Annotated in this window: 17 protein-coding genes and 1 pseudogene; 10 read left to right on the top strand and 8 right to left on the bottom strand. The window is 73.4% G+C overall.

Annotation, left to right across the window (positions count from 1 at the left end; translation table 11 throughout):
- Positions 1-52: 52 nt before the first annotated feature.
- On the top strand, positions 53-1,462 hold the full coding sequence (locus ACW62_RS01140) for a GH1 family beta-glucosidase (RefSeq protein ID WP_053202240.1): 1,410 nt from the start codon (positions 53-55) through the stop codon (positions 1,460-1,462).
- On the opposite strand, the gene ACW62_RS01145 is transcribed toward ACW62_RS01140, so the two are convergent.
- From ACW62_RS01145 to ACW62_RS01155, 3 genes are all read right to left on the bottom strand, one after another.
- Complete coding sequence (locus tag ACW62_RS01145; RefSeq protein WP_053202241.1) at positions 1,459-2,061, bottom strand: hypothetical protein; 603 nt, start codon at positions 2,059-2,061, stop codon at positions 1,459-1,461. The genes ACW62_RS01140 and ACW62_RS01145 overlap by 4 nt on opposite strands.
- Positions 2,062-2,129: 68 nt before the next feature.
- The gene (locus ACW62_RS01150) at positions 2,130-3,983 is read right to left on the bottom strand and encodes an alpha/beta hydrolase (protein WP_157574273.1); all 1,854 of its coding nucleotides are present in this window, start codon (positions 3,981-3,983) and stop codon (positions 2,130-2,132) included.
- Positions 3,984-3,993: 10 nt separating this feature from the next.
- Positions 3,994-5,025, bottom strand: a complete 1,032-nt coding sequence (locus ACW62_RS01155; RefSeq protein WP_053202243.1) for an ArsR/SmtB family transcription factor — start codon at positions 5,023-5,025, stop codon at positions 3,994-3,996.
- 58 nt (positions 5,026-5,083) lie between these two features.
- Between ACW62_RS01155 and ACW62_RS01160 the strand changes: the two genes are divergently transcribed.
- Entirely contained in the window at positions 5,084-5,749 is a 666-nt protein-coding gene (locus ACW62_RS01160; protein WP_205629063.1) for a twin-arginine translocation signal domain-containing protein, read from the top strand.
- Positions 5,750-5,838: 89 nt separating this feature from the next.
- On the top strand, positions 5,839-8,322 hold the full coding sequence (locus ACW62_RS01165; RefSeq protein ID WP_053202244.1) for an ATP-binding protein: 2,484 nt from the start codon (positions 5,839-5,841) through the stop codon (positions 8,320-8,322).
- A 243-nt stretch (positions 8,323-8,565) separates the two neighbouring features.
- Here the strand turns inward: ACW62_RS01165 and ACW62_RS01170 are convergent, their stop codons facing one another.
- Positions 8,566-9,774: an endonuclease/exonuclease/phosphatase family protein gene (locus ACW62_RS01170; protein ID WP_053202245.1), complete on the bottom strand. Its 1,209-nt coding sequence runs from the start codon at positions 9,772-9,774 to the stop codon at positions 8,566-8,568.
- 38 nt (positions 9,775-9,812) lie between these two features.
- Entirely contained in the window at positions 9,813-10,070 is a 258-nt protein-coding gene (locus ACW62_RS34980) for a sugar-binding transcriptional regulator (RefSeq protein WP_053202246.1), read from the bottom strand.
- Between ACW62_RS34980 and ACW62_RS34985 the strand changes: the two are divergent.
- The 4 genes and pseudogenes from ACW62_RS34985 to ACW62_RS01195 form a co-directional block, all read left to right on the top strand.
- Positions 10,000-10,251: pseudogene (locus ACW62_RS34985) on the top strand (carbohydrate ABC transporter permease); the annotation flags it as partial. The gene ACW62_RS34980 and the pseudogene ACW62_RS34985 sit on opposite strands and share 71 nt — an antisense overlap.
- A gap of 227 nt (positions 10,252-10,478) precedes the next feature.
- Positions 10,479-10,964, top strand: coding sequence for a cysteine dioxygenase (locus ACW62_RS01185; protein WP_053202248.1), 486 nt, complete (start codon positions 10,479-10,481; stop codon positions 10,962-10,964).
- Positions 10,961-11,359, top strand: coding sequence for a rhodanese-like domain-containing protein (locus ACW62_RS01190; protein ID WP_083458996.1), 399 nt, complete (start codon positions 10,961-10,963; stop codon positions 11,357-11,359). Before ACW62_RS01185 ends, ACW62_RS01190 begins: the two co-directional genes overlap by 4 nt.
- Before the next feature lie 9 nt (positions 11,360-11,368).
- Positions 11,369-12,778 (top strand): HAD-IG family 5'-nucleotidase, encoded by a 1,410-nt coding sequence (locus ACW62_RS01195; protein ID WP_053202250.1) that lies wholly within the window; start codon positions 11,369-11,371, stop codon positions 12,776-12,778.
- A gap of 150 nt (positions 12,779-12,928) precedes the next feature.
- Here the strand turns inward: ACW62_RS01195 and ACW62_RS36095 are convergent, their stop codons facing one another.
- Complete coding sequence (locus tag ACW62_RS36095; RefSeq protein WP_276202921.1) at positions 12,929-13,060, bottom strand: hypothetical protein; 132 nt, start codon at positions 13,058-13,060, stop codon at positions 12,929-12,931.
- A 364-nt stretch (positions 13,061-13,424) separates the two neighbouring features.
- Here ACW62_RS36095 and ACW62_RS01200 point away from each other — a divergent pair, with 364 nt between their 5' ends.
- The 3 genes from ACW62_RS01200 to ACW62_RS01210 are packed head-to-tail and all read left to right on the top strand — an operon-like array spanning position 13,425 to position 16,654.
- Complete coding sequence (locus tag ACW62_RS01200) at positions 13,425-14,900, top strand: methionine--tRNA ligase (RefSeq protein ID WP_053202251.1); 1,476 nt, start codon at positions 13,425-13,427, stop codon at positions 14,898-14,900.
- 36 nt (positions 14,901-14,936) lie between these two features.
- On the top strand, positions 14,937-15,164 hold the full coding sequence (locus ACW62_RS01205) for a cation:proton antiporter regulatory subunit (protein WP_053202252.1): 228 nt from the start codon (positions 14,937-14,939) through the stop codon (positions 15,162-15,164).
- A 5-nt stretch (positions 15,165-15,169) separates the two neighbouring features.
- A complete protein-coding gene (locus ACW62_RS01210; RefSeq protein WP_053202253.1) occupies positions 15,170-16,654 on the top strand; it encodes a cation:proton antiporter domain-containing protein in 1,485 nt (494 codons plus the stop codon).
- Here ACW62_RS01210 and ACW62_RS01215 read toward each other — a convergent pair.
- Both ACW62_RS01215 and ACW62_RS01220 read right to left on the bottom strand, forming a co-directional pair.
- Positions 16,644-17,168 (bottom strand): GNAT family N-acetyltransferase, encoded by a 525-nt coding sequence (locus tag ACW62_RS01215; RefSeq protein ID WP_053202254.1) that lies wholly within the window; start codon positions 17,166-17,168, stop codon positions 16,644-16,646. The two genes, ACW62_RS01210 and ACW62_RS01215, sit on opposite strands and share 11 nt — an antisense overlap.
- Positions 17,169-17,178: 10 nt before the next feature.
- Positions 17,179-17,820, bottom strand: a complete 642-nt coding sequence (locus ACW62_RS01220) for a LysE family transporter (protein WP_053202255.1) — start codon at positions 17,818-17,820, stop codon at positions 17,179-17,181.
- Between the last annotated feature and the right edge of the window lie 135 nt (positions 17,821-17,955).

The raw sequence follows: 17,955 nt of genomic DNA on the forward strand, positions 1-17,955 counted from the left end.
CTTAGATAGGGTCGGGGCTGTTCCGGCCACGTCACCCGAGGAGTCGCCACCCATGAGCACCGGCACCGGCCGTCGCTTCCCCGACGGCTTCCTCTGGGGGTCGGCGACGGCCTCGTACCAGATCGAGGGCGCGGTCAAGGAGGGCGGCCGCGGGCCGTCCAGCTGGGACACGTTCTCGCACACGCCCGGCAAGACGCTGAACGGCGACACCGGCGACATCGCCGTCGACCACTATCACCGCTGGCAGGAGGACCTCGGGCACATCGCCGACCTGGGCCTGCGCGCGTACCGGTTCTCGACGGCGTGGCCGCGGGTGCAGCCCGGCGGGCGCGGCCCGGCCAACCGCGAAGGCCTCGACTTCTACTCCCGCCTCGTCGACGGACTGCTGGAGCGCGGCGTCAAGCCGGTGCTGACGCTGTACCACTGGGACCTCCCGCAGGACCTCGAGGACGCCGGCGGCTGGACCGCCCGCGACACCGCCTACCGGTTCGCCGACTACGCCGAGCTCATGGCCCGCGAGCTGGGCGACCGCGTCGACCTGTGGACGACGTTGAACGAGCCGTGGTGCAGCGCCTACCTCGGCTACGGGTCCGGCGTGCACGCCCCCGGCCGGGCCGACGGCGCCGCCGCGCTGGCCGCCGTCCACCACCTCAACCTCGCGCACGGCCTGGGTCTCCAGGCGGTCCGCTCGGTGCTGCCGTCGGCGCGTGCCTCGGTGACGCTGAACCTGCACGTCATCCGCCCGGCCGACCCGTCGTCCGACGACGACCGCGACGCCGCCCGCCGGGTCGACGCGCTGGCCAACCGCGCGTTCACCGGCCCCATGCTGTCCGGCACCTACCCCGATGACCTGCTGGCCGACACCGCGCACGTCACCGACTGGGCGTTCGTGCGGGCCGGCGACGCCGAGATCGCGCACCAGCCGCTCGACGTCCTCGGCGTCAACTACTACTCGACCGGCCTGGTCCGCCGCTGGGACGGCGTCGGCCCGCGCTCCGAGGACGACGGCCACGGCGACGCCGCCGGCACGCCCTGGGTGGGCGCCGACGACGTCGAGTTCGTCCGCCCCGACGGCCCGTACACCGCCATGGGCTGGAACATCGACCCCGGCGGCCTCACCGACCTGCTGCTGCGGATGCACCGCGAGCACCCCGGCCTGCCGATGATGATCACCGAGAACGGCGCCGCGTTCGCCGACACCGTCTCCCCCGGCGGCGCCGTCCACGACCCCCTGCGCGTCGACTACCTCGCCCGCCACCTCGAGGCCACCGGCCAGGCCATCGACCAGGGCGCCGACGTGCGCGGCTACTTCGCGTGGTCGCTGCTGGACAACTTCGAGTGGTCCTTCGGCTACGACCGCCGGTTCGGCCTCATCCGCGTCGACTACGAGACGCTGGAGCGCACCTGGAAGGACTCCGCGCACTGGTACCGCGACGTCGTCGCCCGCAACGGCCTGGACTAGTAGCCGAGGCCGACGATCAGCTCCTCGGCGAGCGGGCGCAGCTGGTCGAGCGTGGCCCGCCCGGTGGTGTTCACGCTCAACAGCAGCCGCTCGTCGCCGGCGCGGAGCACCACGTCGAGGTTCCCGGTGGCGACGTCGGCCGTGGCGAGCATCGGGTTGGCGCCGAACCCGGCGATGACGCCGAGGCCGGGGACCTCCTCGTAGTCGCCGACGGTCTCGGCCACGATGTCGGTGAAGGCCCGGTCCAGGACGTCGGCGTCGGTGTCGTCCTCGTCCCACTCGGTGGCCAGGCGGGTGTTGAGCGCGGGCAGGCCGGAGCTGTAGTCGCACTCGCGCGACAGGAAGTACGGCGTGCGCATGACCGGCGCCCGCCCCCGCTCGGTGCCCTCGCTGCCCTCGACGACGACGCCGAGCGCCTGCTCGATCGAGTCGGCGGACAGCAGGGCGCAGAAGTCGTCGGCGGTGAGGTCTTCGAGGACGGACGCGGCTTCCTCGTCGCCGGCGGTGCTGGCGTCGGAGCTGGGATCGGGGTCGGACGAACAGGCGGCAGACGCCAGCGTGACGACGGCGAGCAGGGTGGCCGAGACGGCAGACCTCATCGGTGCAACGTTCCCTCGTGATCGGTGTGCGCCCGGAGGTAGCACCCTATCTGCCGGGCCCGGCCGGATCAGCTCGGCAGCAGCACGATCACGACGAACCAGGCGGCGAACGCGAGCCAGAGCAGCCCGGCGGCCGCCAGCAGCACCCGGCCGCGGGCCGAGGCCCGGCGCAGGCCGAACGCGACGCCCGCCGGGCCGGCGAGCAGCAGCAGGCCCAGCCACGGGAGCGCGGGCGGCACCCCCACCATCAACTGGGTGGGCAGCGTGCTCGCGGCCGACCAGAGCAGCCCGCCCGTGGCCAGCAGGAACACCGTCCCGGCCAGCGGCGCGACGCCGACCAGCAGCGCACCACGCCCGCGGCCGCGGCCGGCGACGACCGGGGCCAGCCAGGCGGCCAGCCAGGTCAGGCAGAGCAGCGCGAACGCCGCCGGGAGCGCCAGGGCGAACCAGTCGCCGTCGCCGGCGGCCAGCCCGGCCTGCGCGACGCGCGTCGTCGGGTGCAGGTCACCGGCGCCGACGACGGCGTACGCGGGCGTCGAGCGGTCGCACAGCTCCGTGACGTCGCTGCCGGGGTCGGCCAGCCAGACGACGATGGTCTCGCGGCCGCACGCGCTGTTCAGCAGTACGGCGTGCCCGACGCCGGGGAACTCGAGGAACTGCCGGTCCGCCAGCCCGGCCGACCCCTCGTCGGCGGCGGGCGCGGGCGTCACCGGGTCCTCGCCGCCGGTCAGCACCAGCGCCGGCTGGGTGAACGCCACCGGCGCGGGCGGCAGCGGCGGCGACGCCAGCCCCAGCTCGGCGCAGACCACCTCGTCGGCGACCAGCCACTCGATCAGCGGCGACGCCCGTCCCGCGCCCGCGCGGCGGTACGCGACCTCGTCCTGGCACTGCATCGTCCAGTACTGCCCGAGCGTGTGGCCGGTCAGCTCCTCGATGCCGACGTCGACCAGCGTGCTCAGCGCGCCGGTGTGGCCGTCGGCGAGGCGGTCCAGCAGGTACGGGACCACCGGCAGCAGCTCGACGTCGTACAGGGCGGCGTGTACGAACGTGACGAGGTCGTCGCCGGTCAGCCGGAACGTCCGCGGCTGCCCGGTGACCGGGTTGTGCCCCTCCACCTCGACCGGGTCGGCGTCCAGCCGGTCGGCCGCGGCGAGCAGGTCGGCGTACGGGTCCGGGAAGTCGCCGCCGGAGCGCTCGCCGAGCCGGTCCAGGGACAACTCCAGGCCCTCGTACGCGGTGGCGGCGAAGTCGCGGTCGGGCGCGCTGAACGAGTCGAGCACAACCGCGTCGACGCCGCCCGGGTCGACGCGGGCCAGCTCGGCCATCACCTGCGTCGACCACGACAATCCGTAGGCGACCCAGCTGTCGTAGCCGAGCGCCAGCCGCAGGTCGTGCAGGTCCTGGGCGGTCTCGGCGACGGTGTAGCCGCGCGGGTCGCCGCCATCGGCCTCGAAGTCGTCCAGGCAGTCGCGCATCGCGATCGCGGCCGGCTCGAACTCGACATAGGGGTCGTCGGTGCTGGTGAACGCGTCGGCCATGGCGGCGGCCGCGCCCGGGCAGTGCAGCGACGGCGTGGCGCGGGCGCCGCCGCGCTGCTCCAGCACGACGACGTCGCGGGTCTCGCGCAGCCCCAGCCCGTGGGAGAAGTACCCGGCCAGCTGCACCGACCCGGATCCGGGCCCGCCGTTCATGAACACCAGCGGCGGCTCGGTGGGATGCTCGGAGCGGACCCGCACGTACGGCAGCTCGATGGTCCGGCCACCCGGTTCGGCCCGGTACTCCGGGACGGTCAGCACGCCGCACTCGCCGCCGTCGGGCACCGCGACGACGCAGTCCGCCGGGCCCACCTGCGCCGCGGCGGCCGGCGCGCCGACGGCGAGCAGCGCGGCCGCCGCCAGCACCGTCACCGTCCGCCGCAGCACGCGCGCCAAACTACCCCAGCAACGCCGCCGCGAGCTCGGTGCGCGCGTAGACGACGCGCCGCCCGGTGCGACGGCGCGCGACCAGGCCGGTGCGGTGCAGGATGCCCAGGTGGTATGACACCGTCGGGGCCGACAGTGCCTCGCGGCGGCCCAGCTCGGCGGTGGTCCGCGGGACGTCCAGCGCGGCCAGCAGCGTCGCCCGGGTGTGCCCGATCAGCTCGCCGAGGTCGCCCGGCGACGTGGCCGGCGCCGGCCACAGCGCGTGCAGGCCGCGGGCCGGGTACAGGATCGACGGCGCCGTCGGGCGCTCGGCGTTGAGCAGCACGCCGTCGCTGAGCCCGGTGCTCGGGACCAGCAGCAGGCCGTCGTGCGGCCAGTCGACCACCAGCTCGAACGGCTTGCGCACGACGATCGCGCCGTCGTCCCAGCGCACCGACGGGTGGAAGTCGTCGAGCAGGGTCAGCGCGCCGTGCTGGGCCATCCGGTCGCCGCGGTACGCGACGTCGGCGGTGAGCACGTCCAGCACCCGCGGCCAGTCCGGCGCCAGCACCCGCTCGAAGTACGTGCGCATGGCGCCGGCCAGCCGGGCCGTGAACGCCGCCGCTCCCCCGGCCAGCGCCTCGGCGACGACGGCCGGCATCGGCTGGCGCAGCTCCTCCAGCCGGGCCGGCCCGCCGACGCTGGCGGCCACCTCCGCCGGGACGGCGCGGCCGCGGAAGGCGATGTCCAGCTGGTACTCGGTCAGCTCCGGCGGCGTCGCCGCGATGGCCGCCGCCTCGTCGTCGATGCTCGCCACCGCGGCGTCCGGCGGCGGCGTGAGCAGGTCGAGGACGTAGACGGTGCTGCCGGTCAGCGCGGCGAGCAGGCTCAGCGGCGCGGCCGGGACGGCGTCGAGGGCGCGGGCCCGCCAGCGCAGGAGGTGTGGCGAGCCGGGCGACGGACGGTGCAGCGCGCGCAGGCTGCCGACCACCTCGGCGCACGGCGAGATGCCGAACCGGGACCGGCCCAGCGCCTCGGCCGTCATCGGGATCCGGACCGCCACGATTCGAACCTACTCGAATTCATGGCGGCGCCACAGGCCGCCCGGGTCGGCTGGGCCCATGACGCGACCCCAGTTGTCCCGCCGCCGCGCTCTCCAGGCCGGCGCCGCCACCGCCGCCGGGCTGGCCGCCGGCCTCGCCCTCCCCTCGATCGCCGATGCCGCCGACGACCCCGGCACCGACCCAGCCCGCCGCAAGGTCGTCCTCGTCGGCGCCAACCCCGGCATCCAGCTGTTCGACGGCGACACCGTCACCGCCTACGCCTCGGTGTGGACGGTGGACTGGTCCACGCACGGCGCCGGCGCGGCGATCGTGCTCTGGCACGACGGCCGGGTGCGGGTGCTCACCGACCATCCGGCGCTCGGCTCCTGGCTGGAGCGCACGTTCACCCGGTTCTTCCCCGAGGCCGACGGGCTGCCGTGGCCGGAGCCGCGGATCGAGCGGCGCGCCGTGCACGTCGCCAACGACCTCGCCCGCGGCACCCACGCGCGGGCCGGCGACGTCACCGTCCGCATCTCCGAGGTCCTGGACCGGCGGGCGTTCGCGACCGACGATTTCGACCTCGGCGGCCGGGTGCACAGCCTCAGCCTGGTGACCGGTCCGAGCGCCGCGGGGGCCATCGAGGTGCGCGGCCGGAGCCTTCCCGGCGAGGTGGTCCGGTCCGGCCCCCCGGAGCGCCCATCGTCCAGTGCGTTCGTCGCCGTCGCGGAGGTCTGGAGGCTCTGAGCACAATCACTTGCCCGGCAGGGTCCGACACCCCAAGATCACCCGGTACGCTTTCACCGCTACCGGGTCATCTCGGAGGTAAACAAGGCGTGTCGGCCAGCAACGAGATCGACGACTTCGCGAGTCTGCTCCGGCGGCATCGGCTGGCGGCCGGGCTGTCGCAGGAGGAGCTTGCGGAGAAGGCCGGTCTCAGTTCCGACGCCGTCGCCGCGCTGGAGCGCGGCCGCCGACGCGCGCCCCGGCCGCTGACGGTGCGGCTGCTGGCCACCGCGCTGAACCTGTCCGAGGCCGACTTCGCCGAGTTCACCGAGTCGCTGCGCCGGTCGCCGGTGGTCCACGCGCCGCAGGTCCAGGGCCCGCCGCTGCCGCCCGACGTCCTCATCGGCCGGGCCACCGAGCTGGCCGAGCTGACGTCGCTGCTGGGCCACGGCGGCGTCCGGCTGGTCACGCTGACCGGGCTCGGCGGCGTCGGCAAGACCCGGCTCGCGGTCGCCGTCGCCAACGAGGTGCGCCACCGGTTCGAGGGCGGCGTGTGCTGGGTGCCGCTGGCGGCGCGTCCGGACGGGCCGGAGGTCATCGACGCCGTCGCGGCCGCCGTCGGGCTGCGGCCGGCCTCCGACGCCGCCGAGGTCGACGCGCTGGCCGAGCACATCGGCTCGCGGCAGCTGCTGGTCGTCCTGGACAACTGCGAGCACGTCGTCGAGACCTGCGCCTGGCTGTGCACCGTCCTGCTGCAGCGCTGCCCGCGGCTGGCGTTCCTCGCGACCAGCCGCGAGTTGCTGCGCGCGCCCGGCGAGGTGGTGCGGCAGGTGCAGCCGCTGGCGGTGCCGCCGTCGCGGGCCGAGATCGAGGAGATCCGCGAGGCCGACGCCGTCCGGATGTTCCTCGCCCGCGCCGCCGCGCACGGCGTCCACCCGCGCGACGACCGGCTGCGCCAGGTCAGCCGGGTGTGCCGGAGCCTCCAGGGCATCCCGCTGGCGATCGAGCTGGCGGCCGCACGGGTGAACGTCCTGACCATCGAGCAGATCGCGGACGAGCTCGACTCCTCCTCGCGCATCCTGTCCGGTGGCAGCCGTACGGCCCCGCTGCGCCAGCAGACCATCGACGCCGCGCTGGACTGGAGCTACCAGCTGCTCAGCGCCGAGGAACGGGAGTTCTTCGAGGCGGTGTCGACGTTCTCCGGCGGCTGGACGATGCCGGCCGCGGTCGCGGTGTTCTGCGCCGAGCGGACCGACGCCTGTCACGAACGGGTGCTCGACCTCACCGGGCGGCTGATCGACAAGTCGCTGCTCCTCGTCGACCGCGACGCGGCCGAAGCGCGCTACTCGATGTTCTCCGTCATCCGCCAGTACGCCGACCGGCGGCTCGACGACGGCGGCCGGCGTACCGTCATCGAGCAGCGGCACCTGCGTCACTTCGTCGAGCTGGCCGAGCGGGCCGAACGGACCCTCGGCACCGACCAGCAGGCCGCCACGCTGGACCACCTCGACGTCGAGCTGGACAACCTGCGGGTGGCGCTCGGCCGGGCGATCAGCCGGGAGCTGGGCGGCGAGTCGATGCGGCTGGCGGCCGCGCTGTGGCGGTACTACTACCTGCGCGGCCACTACTCCGAGGGCCGCGACTGGCTGGAGTCGGCGCTGCGCATCGCCCGCGTCGCCGCCCCCGCCGACGGCGTCGCGCCGGCCGCGCTGGCCGGGGCCGCCCGCGGCGCCGGGTACCTGGCGTTCCTGCAGTGCGAGTACGACGTCGCCGCCGAACGGCTGCAGGAGGCGCTGGACCGCTACCGCCGTCTCGACGACTCCGCCGGCGCGGCGCTCACGCTGCGGCACCTGGGCAGCATCGCCCGCGAGCGCGCCGACTACGACGTCGCGCTCGAACTGCACCTGGAGAGCCTGCACCTCTACCAGCAGCTGGGCGACAAGGCCGGCATCGCGTGGGCCCGGCACTACCTCGGGTTCGTGTCGTGGCTGCGCATGGACCTCGACGGCGCCCGCGACTACTCGGCGGCGGCACTCGGTTACTTCCAGCAGGCCGGCGACGGCGAGGGCATCACGTGGTCGCAGCTCAACCTCGGCGTCGTCGCGCTCTACGACGGCGACCTCGACGGCGCCGAGCGGCTGCTGCACCAGAGCCTCGGCCGGGCGCAACGGCTGGGCTACCGCGAAGGCGTGGGCTGGTCGCTCAACCAGCTGGGGGTGGTGGCCCGCCGTCAGGGGCGGCTCGAACGGGCCATCCATCTGCTCGACGAGAGCCTGGCCGAACACCAGGAGCTCGGCGACAAGTGGCGCGCGGCGAGCGTCCTGGAGGCGCTCGCGTCGGTGGCGCAGGAGCACCGGAACACCGGGTACGCCGCGTTCCTGCTCGGCGCCGCGTCGGCGGTCCGCGACACCATCGGGGCGCCGGTGCCGTTGTGCGAGCGTTCCGACACCGAGGTCACCACGGCGGCGGTCCGCGACGCGCTCGGCGAGCGCGCGTTCGCCCACGCCTGGGGCGCGGGTCAGGCCACGCCCCTGCACGCCGTGGCCGACGGCTACCCGCCGGAGGCGCTCAGCACGCTCGACACGCCCTGGTGAGTCCTGCGGTCGCCGGGGAAGGTGCCCGGCCGGCAGCGGTCTTGCCCCCCGCTAGACGCGCTGCCGGCCAAGCTGTGCGGCGCCGGCGCCTGGCTATGTCCACCCACATCTGCTACGGGATCCGGCACTCCTCCCCCCGCAGGAACAACAATGTCGTGCCAGTGAGATCCGCAACAGCTACAGCACCCTGACAACTCCCTGACAATGTGGATCCGGCCGTACTCCTTGTGGTAAAACGCCGGCTCAGCGGCCGCCGCCCGGCACCCGGACGTCGGCCCAGACGAGGCGGTGGTCGCTGGTCGGGAACGGAAACTCCCCGGTCAGCCGGGACAGCGGGTCGGCGCGGACCGGCCAGAACACGCCGGCGCCCACCGGGCGCAGCTGCCGCGACGGCAGGACGTAGTCGGCGCGCAGGTTGCCCGGCGCGCTGTCGGCGAAGTCGGCGGTGTCGTAGCGCGGGTCGCCCCCGTGCGACGCGTTCGCGCCGCCCTGCAGGACGGCCGCCTCGGAGGCGCCGGCGGACGTGGGCAGCGGGTCGACGACGCGGGGGTGCTCCAGCAGCTGCTGGATCGCGCCGGGCACGGAGTCACCGTCGACGGGGTCGCTGTTCTGGTCGCCGAGGATGACGAACGCCGAGCCCGGCTTCAGCCCACCTCGCCCGCCCTCGTCGTCGTAGATCCAGCTCGCCCGGCCCGGGCCGACGTACTCGGCCCAGAAACGGATCTCGTCGTGGTTGCGCCGGCCGTTGCGGTCCTCGGGGCCGTCGAACGTCGGCGGCGTCGGGTGCGAGACCAGCACATGCACCGTCCGGTGGCCCACCTGCACGGGGACGTCCCAGTGCGACTTGCTGGACAGCCGGAGGATGTCCTGCTCCTCGGGCGAGTAGAACGCCGTCGGCAGCAGCGCGCCCGGCAGGTCCTTCCAGCGGAAGTTCTGGAACGTGCGGACGTCGTCCTCGACGATCGGGTACGTCGAGAGCACCGCCATGCCGTACTGGCCGGGGAACAGCCCGAACCCGAACGCGTCGTCGCCGCCGCCGACCGTGCCGTCGTTGTTGAGGTCGAAGCCGCTCGGGATGCCGGTGTTGGACGGCGCGACGTACGCGTACGGGTACTCGATCGGGTCGGCGCCGCCCTGGCCGACCTCCAGGTAGTTGGCGCGGAACAGGTCGGCCGCGACGCCGTCCTCGACGTAGTCGAACTCGTTCAGCAGGATGATGTCGGGCCGGGTCCGCTGGATGACCTCGGCGACGGCCCGCGCCTGGGGGTCGGCGCCGGTGGACAGGTCATCCACCAGCTCGCCCTCGGCGGCGCGGTTCAGGCTCAGGTTGTAGGTGGCGACGCGGAGCTCGGCGGCGCCGGGCCGGTCGGCGTTCGCCGGAGCCGCGGCCAGCACCGCCGCGGCTGTGGTCAGGGCCGCCGTCACCGCGACGGCGCGGAGCGAGGTATGCATGGCGCCACACCCTAGACCTCCGGGGCGAACACCAGGCGTCACGACGATGACAGGGCGGCGAGCTCGAGCAGCCGCCGGGCCAGCGCGGCGTCGGTGACGAGCGCGGTGGCGATGACGGCCGGGGTGTCGCGCAGCGCCTGCAGCGGCACGCCGACGATCCGCTCGTCGAAGCCGCCGGTGACGTCGCGCCCGGCGGCGTCGAACAGCCGCGCACCGGACTCGCCGACGCCCGGCCTGGCGGCGACGGCGCTGATCTGCGTGATCTTCTCCTGGAACGAGTTCTTCTTCTCCGTCAACCTCACCGCGTCGCAGGCCGCGACGGTGCCGCTGTTCCTCGTCGGCTTCATGACCAGCGAGGGCCTGTACTGGGCCCAACTGGCCGCCGCGGCGACGCTGGCCTCGCTGCCGGTGGTGCTGGCCGGCTGGGTGGCGCAGAAGCAACTCGTCCGCGGCCTGTCGATGGGCGCGATCAAGTAGGTCTCGCGTCGCCACATCGGCAGGTCCGGGTCCCGTTCTGGCGTGTTGACACCAGCGCCAACAGTTGGCGTCTGCGTCAACACGCCGGAACGACCGCCCTTCTCCCGCCCGTCCAGCATGTGGATGGTCCTTGATTCCTAGCGAGTCACTGGGAATTATCGTCCGCATGCGCTGCTGTTGCTGACCTCCGGCCCCTCACCCTCTTCCGCACGTCCACCGGAGCTCAGATGACCATCGCACCCACCCCCGTCGCGCTGCGCGACCTCGTCGACCTGACCCGTACCGTCGCCGCCGAGGTGCGGGCCGGCCGGCACCCCGTCCGCTTCGACGCCGACGACCGGTGGTCGGTCCGACTGTCCAGCGACCCGTACACCGACGTCTGGCTGATCAGCTGGACACAGGAGCAGTCCACCGAGCTGCACGACCACGCCGGGTCGCTCGGCGCACTGACGGTCGTGTCCGGCGTCGTCACCGAGCGGTTCTGGACCGGGTCGGCGTCCCGGCTGCGGGAGCGGCGGCTGCGCGGCGGCCGCGGCATCGGGTTCCCGGTCGGCCACGTGCACGACGTCGTCAACACCGAGCCGTCGCCGGCGGTCACCGTGCACGCGTACTCGCCGCCGCTCACGGCGATGGGCTACTACGAGGTCGACGGCGCCGGCGCGCTGCGGCGGGTGCGGACCGTCCTCACCGACGAGCCGGAGCCGGCCCGGTGAGCCCGCGGGTGGAGGCGCTGCTGGACGCGGCCCGCGCTCGCATCGTCCGGCTCACCCCGGAGCAGGCCGCCCACGCCGTCACCTACGAGCGGGCGCTGCTGGTCGACACCCGGCCGGCCGCGGACCGGGAGCGGTTCGGCGCCATCCCGGGCGCGCTGCTGGTCGAGCGGAACGTGCTGGAGTGGCGGCTCGACCCCACCAGCCCGCACCGGCTCGCGCAGGCCGACGACCCGCAGCGCACCGTCATCGTGTTCTGCAACGAGGGGTACGCGTCCAGCCTCGCCGCCGCGTCGCTGCGCGACCTCGGCCTGGTCAACGCGACGGACCTGGCCGGCGGCTTCCACGCGTGGGCCGCGGCCGGCCTTCCGGTCACGGGACGGCCCGCTGCCCCCTAGGCTCGGGGGATGACGCCTCCGGACGGGCTGGAACGCGGTGTCTACGCCAACCGCACGCTGAACCTGCGCTCGGTGCAGGCCATCGGCTACGACATGGACTACACGCTCATCCACTACCGCACCGACGCGTGGGAGCGGACGGCGTTCGAGCACGCCACCCGGGTGCTCGCGGCCGGCGACTATCCCGTCGCCGGCCTCGTGTTCGAGCCGGACCGGTACCTGCAGGGGCTGGTCATCGACCTCGACCTCGGCAATCTCGTCAAGGCGACCCGGTTCGGCTACGTCATCCAGGCCCAGCACGGCACCCGGCTGCTGTCCTTCGACGAGCTGCGCACCACCTACAACGGCGTCACCGTCGACCTCAACAACCCGCGCTTCCGGTTCATGAACACGCTGTTCACGATCTCCGAGTCGGCGCTCTACGCCCAGTTCGTCGACCGCCTCGACGACGGCACCATCCCCGGCCCGCTCGGTTACGACGAGCTGTACCGCATCGTGTCGGCGGCGCTCGACGAGTCGCACATGACCGGCGCGCTGAAGGCGGAGATCGTCGCCGACCCGGACCGGTTCTGCGACGTCGACCCGTCCACCGCGCAGACGCTGATCGACCAGCGGCTGGCCGGGAAGCGGCTGCTGCTCATCACGAACAGCGAGTGGGCCTACACGAAGGCGATGATGAGCTACGCCTTCGACCGGCACGTGCCGTCCGGGTCGTGGCGCGACCTGTTCGACATCGTCGTCGTGGCCGCCGCGAAGCCCCGCTTCTTCTCCGAGGTCGAGCCGGTGTTCCGGGTCGTCGACGCCGAGCGCGGCCTGCTGCAGCCGCACTGGGGGCCGCTGAAGACCGGCGACGTCTACCACGGCGGCTGCGCCCGGCAGGTCGAGCAGAGCCTCGGCCTCACCGGCGCCGAGATCCTCTACGTCGGCGACCACCTCTTCGGCGACGTCCACGTCACCAAGTCCGCGCTGCGCTGGCGGACCGCGCTGATCATGCGTGAGCTGGAGGCCGAGATCGCGGCCGCGATGGCGTTCGCCTCCGACGAGGCCGAGCTGCGGCGGCTGATGACCGAGAAGTCGGCGCTGGAGGACGGGCTCGCGCAGGCCCGCATGGCGCTGCTGCGCCCCGGCGACGACGGCACCCGTGATGCCGTCGAGGCGCTCCGGGCCGCTCTGCGCACGCTGGACGAGCGCATCGCGCCGCTCGCCCGCGCCGCCGGCGAGCTCGGCAACCCCACCTGGGGCCCGATGATGCGGGCCGGCAATGACAAGAGCCTGTTCGCCCGCCAGGTCGAGAAGTACGCCGACATCTACACGTCGCGGGTGACCAACCTCGGCCTGCGCACACCGTTCGCGTTCCTCCGCGCGGCGCGGACGTCACTGCCGCACGACCTCATGCCGCGCGAGATCGCGCCGGAGTAGGCCGGTCTAATTCGGACATCCTGCCCGGGGACAATTCACCCACAAAAAGACCGTCCGCGTATGCTCTGGAGAATTCCAGAAGCATACGCGGACGGTTGGTGGGGAGCCGCCAAGCGCCCACCAGATGGAGAAGGGCTTACGTGCCGATTCTCAGCCGAGCAGGCCGGTCACGGTCCCCAGAAGCTGGTTGACCAGCGCGACGATGCTGTCGACGAGGCCGGAGAGTGCGTCCATGATCGTGCTCCTTTGGATGAGACCTTCGGTGGCGAACCGCGGAGCCAAGCTCTTGTCCGGACGACCCCGTGTTCTTGACTGTGAGTCTAGGCAGCGATTGTGGTTTCGCAAGGAGAAACAACAAATCTTTGCTTGCGTGTCGCACCAATAGGCAATTCAACACGCACAGAATGCCGCTCAAAGACGGACATACCTGTCTTGACACGCACCATCACCTTTCTGTCAACGCTAGTCGTGAGGCTCGGCCGCAGGTCACGCGTACCATTGGCGGCATGAACCAGTGCACGCTGCCGACCATGCGCCCCTCCGCGGGGCTCATCGGCGTGCGCTGACACCACACCACGAAGCCCCTGCTCAGCGGGGGCTTCGGCACGTCAGCACTCCCCCGCCGCGCAGGGCGGAGGAGATCGCCATGACCACCAGCCGCTACTACGTCACCACGTCCATCCCGTACGTCAACGGCGCGCCGCACCTCGGCCACGCGCTCGAACTGGTCCAGGCCGACGTGCTCGCCCGGCACCGGCGACGACGCGGGCAGCAGGTCCGGTTCCTCACCGGCACCGACGACAATGCGCTGAAGAACGTCACCGCCGCGCGCGCGGCGCGCGTGCCGACCAGGAGTTTCGTCGACGCCAACGCGGCCGGCTTCGTCGCGCTGCACGAGCCGCTGGCGCTGTCGGTCGACGACGTGATCCGGACCAGCACCGACCCGCGGCATGCGCCGGGCGTGCGCCGCTTCTGGGAGCGCTGCGCCGCCCGCGGCGACTTCTACCGGCGCGCCTACACCGGCCTCTACTGCGCGGGCTGCGAGCAGTTCTACGCCGCCGCCGAGCTGGCCGGCGGCCGCTGCCCCGAGCACGGCGTCGCGCCCGAGGAGGTCAGCGAGGAGAACTGGTTCTTCCGGCTGTCCCGCTACCAGGACGAACTGCTGCGCGTCCTGGAGTCCGGCGCCGTCCGCGTCGAGCCGGCCGCCAAGCGCGCCGAGGTGCTCGCGTTCGTCCGGGCCGGCCTGCGCGACGTCAGCGTGTCCCGCCCGGCCGAGCGCGCGGACGGCTGGGGCATCCCGGTTCCCGGCGACCCGGGCCAGGTCGTCTACGTCTGGTGGGACGCGCTGGCCAACTACGTGACGTCGCTCGGCTACGGCGGTGCGGGCGACGACGCCGCGTACCGCGACTGGTGGGCGGGGTCGGCCGATCGCGTGCACGTCATCGGTAAGGGCATCGTCCGTTTCCACGCGGTCTACTGGCTGGCCCAGCTGCTCTCGGCGGGGCTGCCGCTGCCGACCGCGATCCTCGTGCACGACTACCTGACGGCGGACGGCGCGAAGCTGGCCAAGAGCGGCGGCCCCACCGCCGACCCGTCCGCCCTGGTGCGGCGGTACGGCACGGACGCGCTGCGCTGGTGGTTCGTCCGCGAGGTGCCGCGCACCGGCGACACCGACTTCACCGAGCAGCGGCTGGTGGCCCGGCACGACCTCGAGCTGGCCAACGGGCTGGGCAACCTGGTGCAGCGGACGCTCACGCTGGTTCACCGGCGCGACGACGGCGTGGTCGGCCCGCCCGGCCGCGGCGCCCTCACCGACGCCGCCGACGCGCTGCCGGCCGCCGTCGACCGGGCGCTCGACGGCTTCGACCTGCGGGCCGCGACGGCCGCGCTGGTCGCCGTCGTCGACCTCGCCAACCGGACGATCGAGGCCGAGCGGCCCTGGGAGCCGGGCCGGGCCGGCACGGACGCCGTCCTCGCCACGCTGGTGCACGCCTGCCGGGTCATCGCCGCGGAACTGGAGCCGTTCCTGCCCGGCGGCGCGACCCGGCTGCGGGCGCAACTCGCCGAGGGCGAACGGGTCGGGCGCCCGCAGCCCTCCTTCCTCCGGCTCCGCCCGCCCTAAACTCAGGATCTGTTCGCCGCTGAGAAGGGACGCATCATGGGCCAGGGCGTGCACATGCAGGAGCTGCCGGGCATCGGCAAGCGCTACGACATCGACCTCGGCAGCCCGACGCAGCGGGTGTCCGTCGTGGTGCGGCAGGGCAACATCCGCGACCTCTACGTCTTCACCGACAAGGGCGACGAGCCGACCGCCGTCCTCGAGCTGACCCGGGAGCAGGCGCTGAAGCTCGGCGCCGTGCTCACGGGCACGTTCTTCGAGGGCTAGGGCCGGTGCACGCGGACCTCATCGGGCTCGGCGGCATCGTCCTGCTCGCCGGGCTGCTGGCGCGGCTCGGCCGGCGCTACGGGTTCCCGACGGTGCCCTGCTACATGCTGGTCGGCATCCTGTTCGGCCCGGGCACGCCGGGTCCGGTGCTGGTCGAGCACCCCGAGGACCTCGCGCTGCTGGCGTCCCTCGGTCTGGTGCTGCTGCTGTTCCACCTGGGCGTCGAGTTCCCGGCCGAGCAGGTGCTGGGCAGCGGGCGGCGGCTGTTCATCGCCGCCGGCGTCTACATCGGCCTCAACGTCAGCGCCGGCCTGGCGCTCGGCTTCGCGCTGGGCTGGGGGACGTCCGAGGCGCTGGTGATCGCCGGCGCGCTGGGCATTTCGTCGTCGGCCATCGCGACGAAGCTGCTGATCGAGCTGCGCCGGCTGACGAACGCCGAGACGCCGATCATCCTCGGCATCATCGTCATCGAGGACATGTTCCTCGCGTTCTACCTGGCGCTGCTGTCGCCGGTGCTGAACGACTCCGGCTCGACCGCCGACTTCGTCGTCGACCTGCTGGTCAGCTTCGGCTTCCTGGTGCTGCTGTTCGCGCTGGCCAGGTGGGGCGCGCGGGCGATCTCGCTGCTCCTGGACAGCCGTGAGGACGAGCTGCTGGCGATCCTCATGGTCGGGCTGGTCGTGCTGGTGGCCGGCATCGCGCTGGAGGTGGGCGTGTCCGAGGCGATCGGCGCGCTGATGATCGGCCTGGTGGTGTCGCGGACGACCTTGAAGGAGCGGGTCGAGCAGCTGGTGCTGCCGCTGCGCGACGTGTTCGCGGCGATCTTCTTCGTGTCGTTCGGGCTGACCATCGACGTCAACGACCTCGGCGCCGTCGCGGCGCCGGTCGCGATCGCCGTCGGCGTCACGCTGGTCACCAACATGACGGCCGGCGTCGTCACGGCCCGGCTGTTCGGGTTCAACCAGCGGGCGGCGACGAACATCGGGCTGACGGTGCTGGGCCGCGGCGAGTTCTCGCTGATCCTGGCGACGCTGGCCATCGCGGCCGGGCTGGACGGGCGCATGGGCCCGTTCGTCGCGCTGTACGTGCTGGTGCTGGCCATCGCCGCGCCGCTGCTGGCCGCGCAGTCCCAGCGCTTCACCCGGTTCGTGCCGGACCGGCTGCTGCGCTCGCGCTGGCAGTACGTCCGCGCCGAGACCATGAGCACGTCCTGCATGCACCAGGACCAGATGGAGGTCACCGAGACCGACGTCGACGTGTGCCGGCAGTGCGTCGACGACGGCGGCACCTGGGTGCAGCTGCGGCTGTGCATGAAGTGCGGCCTGGTGGCCTGCTGCGACGACTCCCCCGCCCGGCACTCGCGGGCGCACTACCTGGACGAGCACCACCCCGTCATCCAGTCGCTCGAGCCGGGCGCGGACTGGCAGTACTGCTACGTCGACGAGATCCTGGTGCGCGAGCCGCTGGGGCGGTCGCGCACTACGTCGTGACGTAGATCCACTCGAGGCCGTCGAAGCCGAGCCCGTCGAGGTGCTCGGCCCGGTTCAGCCCGGCCCGGACGGCGACCCGCTGCGACGCGTGGTTGTCCGGCCGGATCCGGGCGACGACGGCCACGCCGGGCAGGTGCTGCGCGGCCCACCCGACGGCGGCGCGGGCGGCCTCGGCGGCCAGCCCGCGCCCCCACCACGCCGGGTCCAGGCCGTAGAACAGGTTCGTCACCTGGTCGTCGTGGAACCACATGTACTTGAGCCCGCAGAACCCGACCGGCCGGTCGGACCCGTGCCGCAGCACCGTCCAGTAGCCGAACCCCTGGCTGCTCCAGTGCTCGTCCCAGTTCTGGTAGAGGTTCTCCGCGCCGCCGCGGTCGCGCAGCAGGTTGGACGGGTTGTGCTCGCTGGCCCGCGGGTCGCGGTAGATGTCGAAGATGACGTCGACGTCGCCGGGCTGCGGCCGCCGCAGCAACAGCCGGTCCGTCACGAGCGTCGCGTGCCCGGCGTCCCTCACCGACGCGAGGTTACCCGCCGCCCGTGACGACCATGCGGACGGCCAGCGCCAGGATCACGGCGCTGGACACGAACGCCGTCACCAGCCGGCCGCGCGGGCCCGTCACGTACCGGCCGAGCAGCGCTCCCCCGCCGGCCAGCAGCAGTTGCCAGCTGGCCGACGCGGCGAAGGCGGCGACGACGAACGCGACCGCCTCGGCGCCGCCGGCCAGCTGTGCGCCGCTGCCGATGACCAGCGCGGCGAAGTAGACGACGGTCATCGGGTTGATCACGGTGATGCCGGCGAACCGCAGGAACGCCGCGATCGGGGTGACGCGGTCGGCGCGGCCGTCGTCGGGGTCCGCGGCGTCGGCCGCGGCCCGGTGCCGCCGGACGGCGGTGATCGCCCCGGCGGCGGCCATGACCAGCAGGACGGCGGCGGACGCCCAGCGCAGCGGGACGGCGTACGGCTCGATCGCCCCGGCCAGCGCGGCCCCGCCGAGCACCGCGGCGACCGCGTAGCCGCCGTCGACCGCCGCGACGCCCAGCGCCGCGCCCGCGCCCACCGTCAGCGAGGTGCGCGCCGTCAGGGCCACCAGGTAGGCGCCCACGGCCCCGACCGGGATCGCGATGCCGTAACCGGCCAGCAACCCCGCGACGACAGCCGCCGTCATGGCGCGAGGGTGCTGCGCCTCCGGCCCGGCCGCGGCTGCTGCTTCGTCACCGCGAGGCGGGCGACGAGGGGCAGCGAGCGGACACCGGCGGTCGAGGTCATGGGCCGATGATGGCAAACGTCGGGACCGCGTTCA

This window comes from Jiangella muralis, assembly GCF_001270745.1.
Taxonomy (GTDB): Bacteria; Actinomycetota; Actinomycetes; order Jiangellales; family Jiangellaceae; genus Jiangella; species Jiangella muralis.

What these genes read in the sequence shown, in the direction of transcription:
- ACW62_RS01140 (WP_053202240.1), top strand. Translation starts at nt 53, where the DNA reads ATGAGCACCGGCACCGGCCGTCGCTTCCCCGACGGCTTCCTCTGGGGG.
- ACW62_RS01145 (WP_053202241.1), bottom strand. Translation starts at nt 2,061, where the DNA reads ATGAGGTCTGCCGTCTCGGCCACCCTGCTCGCCGTCGTCACGCTGGCG.
- ACW62_RS01160 (WP_205629063.1), top strand. Translation starts at nt 5,084, where the DNA reads ATGACGCGACCCCAGTTGTCCCGCCGCCGCGCTCTCCAGGCCGGCGCC.
- ACW62_RS01170 (WP_053202245.1), bottom strand. Translation starts at nt 9,774, where the DNA reads ATGCATACCTCGCTCCGCGCCGTCGCGGTGACGGCGGCCCTGACCACA.
- ACW62_RS01185 (WP_053202248.1), top strand. Translation starts at nt 10,479, where the DNA reads ATGACCATCGCACCCACCCCCGTCGCGCTGCGCGACCTCGTCGACCTG.
- ACW62_RS01195 (WP_053202250.1), top strand. Translation starts at nt 11,369, where the DNA reads ATGACGCCTCCGGACGGGCTGGAACGCGGTGTCTACGCCAACCGCACG.
- ACW62_RS01200 (WP_053202251.1), top strand. Translation starts at nt 13,425, where the DNA reads ATGACCACCAGCCGCTACTACGTCACCACGTCCATCCCGTACGTCAAC.
- ACW62_RS01205 (WP_053202252.1), top strand. Translation starts at nt 14,937, where the DNA reads ATGGGCCAGGGCGTGCACATGCAGGAGCTGCCGGGCATCGGCAAGCGC.
- ACW62_RS01220 (WP_053202255.1), bottom strand. Translation starts at nt 17,820, where the DNA reads ATGACGGCGGCTGTCGTCGCGGGGTTGCTGGCCGGTTACGGCATCGCG.